The following is an 8,615-nucleotide window of genomic DNA, read 5'->3' as shown; positions in this document are numbered from 1 at the left end:
TTGTTTTCTCACCAGCCACTATTAGTTTTCCGAATATTACAATGCAGTTACGGGAAGTAAGCGCACCCTTAGCGTCTAGCTACGAACGAAGGCCGACGCCTACAGCGTCAACCTCCGCTCCAGGCTAGCCGTACAGGGCGCCGAGAAGCTTATTTCCCAGCCTCATTTTTATTTACGATTTACTTGTTGGAATTAGATGCCGTGGTTGGGTTGGTCTTACCCAGGTTACCATTGGTCGTACTGTTGGAGTTGAGGTAGTCATCGAGGATGTTCTTCTCGTCGTTATCCTTGATGGAGACGTTCCCCTTCTTCAGGACGTTGGCCACCACCTTGTGGAGGAAGGTGCTGTTGTTCATGTTCTCCTGAACAATCTGGTTGCGCAGGTCGCTGATGTGCTGGCTCTTCTTCCCCTTGGCCGGGTGCTCGATCATGTAGATGACCTGGTAGCCGTCATCCGTCTTGACCGGCGTCTTGGTGTACTCACCGGTCTTCAGGTTGAAGGCAGCCTTCTTGTAGGCGGAATCGAGCTGGGTATCAGTATTATCAAAGGCCGGTACCTTCCCACCTTCGTCCTTGTTGGAGCTGTCGGTCGACTTGGACTTGGCCAGCTTCTTGAAGGTCTTGTAGGCGTTATCGGAGTCGTTCAGCTGGCTGATGATATCCTCGGCCTCGGACTTACTGCCGACCAGGATCTCGGCAGTCTGGACCTTTGGCTGATACTTTTTCCACTGCTTGTTGATCTGCTTATTAGTGATGTGGGAGTAGTCACGAACAGCCGCCTGGAGCAGGAGGTTGGACCGGATCTGTTTCTTTAAGGTCTTCTCCGTCAGGCCATTCTGTTGCAGAACCGCGCTGAACTGGGAACCGTACTGTGACTTGTAGCTATTATATTCGGCATTGACCTGCTTGTCAGAAACCTGCTTACCGTATTCCTTCTGCAGGACCTTGTCTAAGATCATCTGCTGAAGGACCTGCTTACCGTTGCTGGTGGCCTTCATGCTGCTGTAGTATTCGCTCTCGGTGATCTTGCCACCACTGGTCGTGGCCACGGCCTTGTTACCGCAGGCAGCCAGGGGCATCATCAGGGCGACCCCCGCAACAATTGCTAATAATTTCTTGGATTTCAAAAAAACACATCCCTTAAACTAATTTTATTCGAAAACTTCACCCATCCAATATACCACACTTCCCCCGCCGATCCAGCCTCGCAAGAAAATGTTTACCGCTTCTTCATATTTTATTCGCAAAAGGACCAGACAGTGACGAACCGCCACCTGTCTGGCCCTAATTAGGTAAATTACTTGTTTTCACCATCGTCTGGCATGATCTCACTGTAGAGACTCTGCAGTGGGTCCGTGATCGTCTTGTTGACCTGCTGCAGCATCTGGTCAACCTGGCGCTCCTGGTTCATCAGGTCCTGAACGGCCTTCTTGCCGCTGATTTCCTTAGCGATGGTCTGGATAGCCTTGATCTCGTCGTCACTCGGCTGTTGCCCCTGCATCTGCTTCTTTTGGGCCTCGACCTGCATCTGTTGGAACTTCTTGAATGAGTTGAAGGCGTCTTCATCTGCCTTCAGGGCTTCAAAGGCCTTCTTCAGGTTTTGGAATTCCTGTGTTTCAACTAATTGCCGGCTCATCTCGTTGGCCGTGTCGTAGATGTTTACAACCATAAATGATAATCCCCTTTTTATTGAATCTTTCTAAATTGTATCATGTTTTAGTCAAAATAGCGATTTCACACCACTCCACCACTGGCCAGCCTTATTGCTAAAGTTGTTGACCGACTGGTTGAACTGGTTGAGCAGGTCGCCGTCGTTATTAAAGAGCGACTTCCAGCCGCCACCGGACTTGCTGGTGTTGTCCTGAGCCCGTTTTTGGGCGTCCTTGACCGTAAACTTGGTTCCTGGGGTATTATCCAGGATCCCGGTCATCTCACTCTTGAATAAGACATTGATATTACGGTCAGTGATGTCAGCAAGGGCGTGACTGGCGTTGGTATCGTCATAGCCCTCCCAGGTCGCCACAACGACATCCGGGGTGTAGCCAATCATCCACTTGTCACGGTCACCGTCCTCGGCACCCTTGATGCCCGAGTTGGTTGTTCCAGTCTTTCCCGCCAGCGTGTAGCCGGCCGGCTTGGCACTGGCCCCGGTCCCGTGGGCATAAACACCAATCATCATGCTGGTCATCTCACGAGCCGTCTTGGCCGAAATGACGTGCTTGGTCTTATTGCCCTTGTTTTGGACAATCACCCGCCCCGAGGCGTCCTCGATCTTGGTGATGTAGTGGGCACTTGGCATCTGCCCCTCATTGTCGAAGGTCGCATAGGCCCGGGCCATCTGCTGAACGGAGACCCCCTTGGTCATTCCCCCGAGGGCCAGGGCCAGGTTTTTGTCGCTCTTTTCCACCGGTAAGTCAAACTTCTCGGCCATCGCGTAGCCCTGGTTAACCCCAATCTTGTTAAGCAGCCAGACAGCCGGAGCATTCAGACTCTCGTACAGCGCCTTGTACATCGGCACCGACCCGCTATAGGTATCATCATAGTTCTTCGGCGTGTAGTGGTTCGTACCGTAGGACTGCTTCTTGTCCTGGAGGGTCGAGTCATAGAAGTAGCCATGCTCCAGGGCAGGCGTGTAGACGACAATCGGCTTAATAGTCGATCCCGGTTGCCGCCGCATCTGGGTGGCCCGGTTGAAGCCCCGGAAGACGTGCTTACCCCGACCACCAACGACTGCGGTCACCCCACCGGTCTTGGGATCCATTGCCACAGAGGCCGACTGGACCTTGGTGCCGTCCGCGGCGTTGACCGGGAAGTTGTCGTCATCATCATAGGTCTGCTGCATCGAACGCTGCTGACCCTGGTCCAGGGTCGTGTAGATCTTGTAACCATTATTCATGATGTCCTTCTCGGAGATATCATACTTGCTCTCGGCCTCAGCAATCACCGCGTCAAAGAAGTAAGGGTACTTATAGGTGTCACTTGGCGCATAGCCATTGCTGGTGGCCAACGGCGTCTGCTTGTACTGGTTAGCCTGGGTCTGGGTTAGTTTGTGGTTCTCGACCATCAGTTGGAGGACCAGGTTACGTCGCTGCTTAGTAGCCGCCGGGTGGTCAATCGGGTCATAGATCCCCGGTGAGGTCAGCATCCCGGCCAAAGTGGCGGCCTGGGGCACCGTCAGCTCACTGGCGTTCTCATTGAAGTAACGTTTAGCAGCATCCTGGACCCCCCAGACCCCATGACCAAAGTAGGCATTATTGAGGTACATCGTCAGGATCTCGTTCTTGCTGTACTGGTTTTCCACCTCAATGGCGATGAAGATCTCCCGGGCCTTCCGTGAGAAGGTCTGCTGCTGGGTCAAGAAGGCATTTTTAACCAGCTGCTGGGTGATGGTACTCCCCCCACCAGAGATGTAGTCACGGTGCAGGAGCTTGTTCTTGACCAGCAGGAAACCAGCCCGCCCGAGCCCCTTGATTGAGAAGCCATGTTCCTTATAGAAGTTGCGGTCCTCGGTCGATAGCACCGCGTTGGGAACGTTCTTCGAGATCCGGTCCAAGTTAACATAGGTCCCCTTCTGCGCGTACAGGCTTCCGGCCGACTGCTTATTGCGGTCGTAGATCACTGTGGTCCGCTCCAGACGATTCTTCAGGTTCTTGACGTCCGCGGTCTTAGCGACGAAGGTCAAGTGAATGCTCATGATCAAAAACAGGGCTAGGCAGACGGCAATGATCCACCGCGTCAGCTGGTAACGATACCAGAACCTGCCAACCCACTTCTTGATTCGTCGACCGACCCGTTTAAGGACGGCCCAGATCCGGGCAGCACTTGACTTCAACCATGCCACCACCTGCTCCTTGAAAGGTCTCTTCTGTGGTTCTCGCTTCATTTTCATTCTCCCGTTCATTACTTGACTGTTTGTCATTTTAGCATATAACCGGGAACTGACCACATAATTGTGGGGGCTTTTACCAAAGTTTACCTTTCTAACTGCGCTGGGCTTTGTCAGCAAAACCCGAACATTATCAATATATTCTTCGAGAAAAATTAATTTATGGCTTAATTCCAAGCCGCTAATGTGTTAAAATCTGACTATTGATTACCGAATTGCCTTTTGAGCAATTATTGCGGGGAAGAGGAGAATTCATATGAATAACGATATCAAAGAGGTACTCTACAGTGAGGAACAGATCGATCACCGCCTGGATGAACTAGCCGGGGTACTCACCGCAAAATACCAGGATAAGAACCCACTGGTGGTCTCAGTCCTGACCGGAGCCATGATCTTCACCAGTGATATGTTGAAGCGGCTGAACTTCAAACTCAACGTCGACCTGGTCGATGTCTCCAGCTACGACGGGGCTGATTCTACCGGCCAAGTCAAGCTCGTCTCAGACCTCAAGTCCGACGTTAACGGGCGCGACGTCATCATCATGGAGGACATCATCGATACCGGCCGCACCCTCAAGTACCTGGTTCAGCTGTTCAAGGACCGGGGGGCCAAGAGTGTTGTTACCTGTGCCATGCTTGATAAGCCGGACCGGCGTGAGGTCGAGATCGAGGGGGATTACGTTGGTTTCACCACCCCCAACGAGTTCCTGGTCGGCTATGGGTTAGACTACAACAACCTCTACCGTAACCTCCCCTACGTCGGCATCCTGAAGCGGGCCGTCTACGCCAATTAAATTTAAACCTTAACAAGCGGGGCTAGTGAGAAGCAAATCTCACTAGCCCCGCTTGTTCGTTTATACTGATAAATTACATTTCATCTGGTGCCTGAATGTCCAGCAGATTCAGGGCGGACTTCAGGACGTTGCTGACGGCCTGAGTCAATGCCAACCGCGCTCGTTGACCCTCATCCTCATCCAGGATCCGGGTGTGGGCGTAGTACTGGTTAAACTTCTTGGCCAGCTCTAAGGCGTACTTGGCAACAACGGACGGGTCATAGTTCAATGCGGCCCGCTTGATGGCCTCGCTGTATTGACCCAGGAAGCTGATCAGATCCCAAGCGGAGTCGCCAACCTTGGTCAAGTCAACGTTGCTGAAGTCCTGGATGCCGCCCTTCCGCAGGATACTCTCGGCCCGGGCACGTGCATATTGAACGTACGGTCCGGTTTCCCCTTCGAACTTAACGACGTCTTCCAGCTTAAAGTTGACCGCGTTGCGCCGGTAGTTCTTCAGGTCGTGGAAGATAACGGCACCGACACCAACCTGCTTGGCTACCTCGTCGGCATTCTTCAGGTCAGGATTCTTCTCGGCGATCTGCTTGCGGGCCAGGTCGATGGAGTCGTTTAAGACGTCTTCCAAAGAAACAACGTTCCCCTTCCGCGTGGACATCTTCTTCCCGTTCAGGTTCATCAGTCCGAATGAGATGTGGGTGATCTGGTCCCACCAGTTGAAGCCCATTTCCTTCAGAGCCATCCGCAGTTGACGGAAGTAGGTCTCCTGGTCAGCCCCCACGACATAGAGGGACTTGGCGTGACCGTACATCCGCTTCCGGAAGAGGGCCGTGGCCAGGTCACGAGTGATGTAGGTGGTCGTCCCGTTGGACTTGATGATCAGCAATGGTGGCAACTTGTAATGGTCGAGGTCCACAATCTGGGCGCCCCGGCTCTCCTTGAGCAGGCCCTTGTCCTTGAGCAGCTGGATCGGTTCGTCCATCTTCTGGGCACTGAAGGCCTCACCATTGAAGGAGTCAAAGTGAACGTTCAGCATGTCGTAAACCCGCTGGAACCGTTGCAAAGACATCTCACGGAACCAGTGCCACAGCTTCCAGGCTTCCTCGTCACCGTGTTCCAGCTTGGCAAACCATGCCCGGCCGGCTTCAGTGTACTCAGGGTGTTCGTCGGCCTCAGTGTTGATCCGGACGTAGAGCTTAACCAGGGTGTCAATCGGGTCCTCCTTCAGCCCCTTCTGGACGTCGGGTTCATCGCCCCACATCTTGTAAGCAGCCATCATCTTACCAAACTGGGTACCCCAGTCACCGAGGTAGTCAATCCGGATCAGGTTGTAGTTGACCTTTTCCATGATCCGGGCAACGGCTTCACCGATCATCGTTGAACGCAGGTGGCCCATCCCCATCGGCTTGGCGATGTTTGGTGATGAGTAGTCGATTGTGACGTTGGCCTGGTGACCAAGGTCCAGGTCACCGTAGTGTTCAGGGTCATTCAGGATTTCCTTTAAGACGTCAGAACCAACCCCGGCCTTATCAAGGAAGAAGTTGATGTACGGGCCGGCCACGACAACCTTGTCGAAGCCCTGCTGGTCAACCTTTTCCACCAGGTCGCTGGCGATCATCTGCGGGGCCTTATGCAGGGTCTTGGCCAGGAAGAAGGTTGGGAAGGCATAATCCCCATTCTTGGCATCCTTGGGCCGTTCGATCTTGTCTGCGATGTCGGCAATCTCCATCTCCGGCAGTGCCTTTGCCAGCGCAGTTGCAACTCTTTGCTTTTCGTCCATAATATTCCTCCTTATTACTAAAAAACGTCCCCAATAAGCCAGTCAGCTTACTAGAGACGAGTTCAATTCCCGCGGTACCACTCTAATTGAATTAGAATTCCACTCTTAATTATTAAACTATGCCTACGAGGCACGCCTTCATAACCAGTGCATTCCTAACTCACACCATCATAGGATCGCTGTAAAGCACGTGGTTACTACTACTCCTCGATCATCGGCTTCAACACTGTTTTATTATAACAAAATCTAATCCAATTACAAGGAAAATCATCAGCCGGCCTCACCAGTGCGATTGTATGCTAAAATCGAAGTATTAAGAACTGGTGAAAGGATGATGTGAATGACACAACAGAATATTCAGGCCCTGACCATCGCGGGCCACGATTCCGACGGTAGTGCCGGGATGCCGGCCGACCTCCACGCCTTCTTTGCCGACGGTGTCTATGGCCACGGCATTCTGACCGCCGCCGTCGCCGGTAACTCGTATGATATCACCGCCCAGCAGGTGATGCCCCCGGCGTTTATCGCCGAGCAGTTTCACCAGCTGGCCCGCGACTTCACAATCGGTGCCACCAAGACGGGAATGCTGGCCAACGATGACGTGATCAACGTCGTGGCCAATAACTACGATGAGCAGATCTTTGGCCCCCTAGTGGTTGACCCGGTCATCATTACCAAGCACGGGGCAATGCTACTCGCCCAGTCCGCCTACGAGCGCTTCCGGGAGCAGATCATCCCCTTAGCCACGGTGATCACCCCAAACTTCTACGAGGCCGAAAAGCTGGCCGAACTAACCATCGCTAATCGTTTAGATCAACTCACCGCCGCCCGCCAGCTCCAAAAACTGGGTGCCCAAAACGTCATCATCAAGGGGGCCCACAGTGATACCAATCAGGATACCGTCGACGACCTAGTCCTCCTAAAAAATGGTGACCACTTCTGGCTGTCCAAACCGCATATCAAGACCAACCGCCTCAACGGCACTGGGGACACCTTCTCCGCCATCATCGCCGCCGAGCTCGCCAAGGGCCAAGACGTCGCCAACGCAGTGCGGTTAGCCAAGAACGCGGTCTACGCTGCAATCGCCGCTCCCCTGACGGTTGGCCATCAATTCGGCCCGATCAACCACTGGGCTGCCCAAGTTGAATTAGGAAAGGAAGCTAAACATAATGCTTGATGAATATACACATAAAGTCGTCCTCGTCGGTGACGGGGCGGTCGGTTCGGCCTTTGCATTCTCCCTGCTCCAGTCGACCCACGAAATCGACGAACTGGTCATCGTTGACCGCAACCAACAAAAGGCCACCGGGGACGCCATTGACCTTGCCGACATCACCCCACTGACCAGCCCGGCCCGGGTGATCGCTGGCAACTATGCAGACGCCAGCAATGCGGACGTGGTCGTGATCACGGCTGGGGTTGCTCGCAAGCCTGGTGAATCCCGCCTGGACCTGGTCAATAAGAATGCGGCAATCCTGAAGTCAATCGTCGACCCAGTTGTCGCCGCGGGCTTTCGGGGGGTCTTCGTAATCTCCAGCAACCCGGTTGACATCCTGACCACCCTCACCCAACGCCTCAGCGGCTTCCCAAAGGAGCGGGTCATCGGTACTGGAACCTCGTTGGATTCAATGCGGCTGCGGATCCTGCTCAGCCACCGTCTCCACCTCTCCGTCAATGCCGTTGACGCCCAGATCCTGGGGGAGCACGGTGACACCTCCTTCGCTGCCTTCAACGAGATCACCATCAATGGCAAGCCCCTCGCCGAACGAGCCCAGCTGACCAGCCAGGATAAGGCGCAGATCGAAGACGATGTCCACCAGGCTGGGGGCAAGATCATCGGTAACAAGGGAGCAACCTTCTACGGGGTTGCCAAGTGCCTTGCCTACATCACCAGTGCCATCATCGAGAACCGCAACGTCGCCCTACCGATCTCGGCACCGCTGGAGGGGCAGTATGGCATCGACGGCCTTTACCTCGGTTCCCCAGCGGTGATCAACAGCCAGGGGATCGGCCAGGTCATTGAGTACCCGCTCACTGACGATGAACTAGCAAAGATGAAGCATTCAGCCAGCGCCATGAAGCAGGTCCTCGATAGCATTGAACTTTAGGTCCTAAATTAACTTTTAAAAATGCAACGGCTTAACCGTGGGGATTCCATGATT

7 protein-coding genes are annotated in these 8,615 nt (G+C 53.7%); 3 read left to right on the top strand and 4 right to left on the bottom strand.

Going from position 1 to position 8,615, the window contains the following annotated elements:
• Positions 1 to 179 precede the first annotated feature (179 nt).
• From FD34_RS03115 to FD34_RS03105, 3 genes are all read right to left on the bottom strand, one after another.
• On the bottom strand, positions 180 to 1,127 hold the full coding sequence (locus FD34_RS03115; RefSeq protein ID WP_057806655.1) for a peptidylprolyl isomerase: 948 nt from the start codon (positions 1,125 to 1,127) through the stop codon (positions 180 to 182).
• 170 nt (positions 1,128 to 1,297) lie between these two features.
• A complete protein-coding gene (locus FD34_RS03110) occupies positions 1,298 to 1,669 on the bottom strand; it encodes a YlbF family regulator (protein WP_057806654.1) in 372 nt (123 codons plus the stop codon).
• Between the two features lie 51 nt (positions 1,670 to 1,720).
• Positions 1,721 to 3,883 carry a PBP1A family penicillin-binding protein gene (locus tag FD34_RS03105; RefSeq protein ID WP_057806653.1) on the bottom strand — a complete coding sequence of 721 codons (2,163 nt, stop codon included), beginning with the start codon at positions 3,881 to 3,883 and terminating at the stop codon, positions 1,721 to 1,723.
• A 259-nt stretch (positions 3,884 to 4,142) separates the two neighbouring features.
• Here FD34_RS03105 and hpt point away from each other — a divergent pair, with 259 nt between their 5' ends.
• Entirely contained in the window at positions 4,143 to 4,679 is a 537-nt protein-coding gene (gene hpt / locus FD34_RS03100) for a hypoxanthine phosphoribosyltransferase (protein WP_057806652.1), read from the top strand.
• Positions 4,680 to 4,752: 73 nt separating this feature from the next.
• On the opposite strand, the gene argS is transcribed toward hpt, so the two are convergent.
• The gene (gene argS / locus FD34_RS03095; RefSeq protein WP_057806651.1) at positions 4,753 to 6,453 is read right to left on the bottom strand and encodes an arginine--tRNA ligase; all 1,701 of its coding nucleotides are present in this window, start codon (positions 6,451 to 6,453) and stop codon (positions 4,753 to 4,755) included.
• A gap of 340 nt (positions 6,454 to 6,793) precedes the next feature.
• Here argS and thiD point away from each other — a divergent pair, with 340 nt between their 5' ends.
• Together thiD and FD34_RS03085 are read left to right on the top strand one after the other, a co-directional pair.
• On the top strand, positions 6,794 to 7,630 hold the full coding sequence (gene thiD, locus FD34_RS03090) for a bifunctional hydroxymethylpyrimidine kinase/phosphomethylpyrimidine kinase (protein ID WP_057806650.1): 837 nt from the start codon (positions 6,794 to 6,796) through the stop codon (positions 7,628 to 7,630).
• Positions 7,623 to 8,561 (top strand): L-lactate dehydrogenase, encoded by a 939-nt coding sequence (locus FD34_RS03085; RefSeq protein ID WP_057806649.1) that lies wholly within the window; start codon positions 7,623 to 7,625, stop codon positions 8,559 to 8,561. Before thiD ends, FD34_RS03085 begins: the two co-directional genes overlap by 8 nt.
• Positions 8,562 to 8,615: the final 54 nt, after the last annotated feature.

Source organism: Limosilactobacillus pontis DSM 8475, from assembly GCF_001435345.1.
GTDB classification, from domain to species: Bacteria; Bacillota; Bacilli; order Lactobacillales; family Lactobacillaceae; genus Limosilactobacillus; species Limosilactobacillus pontis.
The sequence above is the reverse complement of the archived record's forward strand: the minus strand, read 5'-3'. Positions and strand labels throughout refer to the sequence as shown.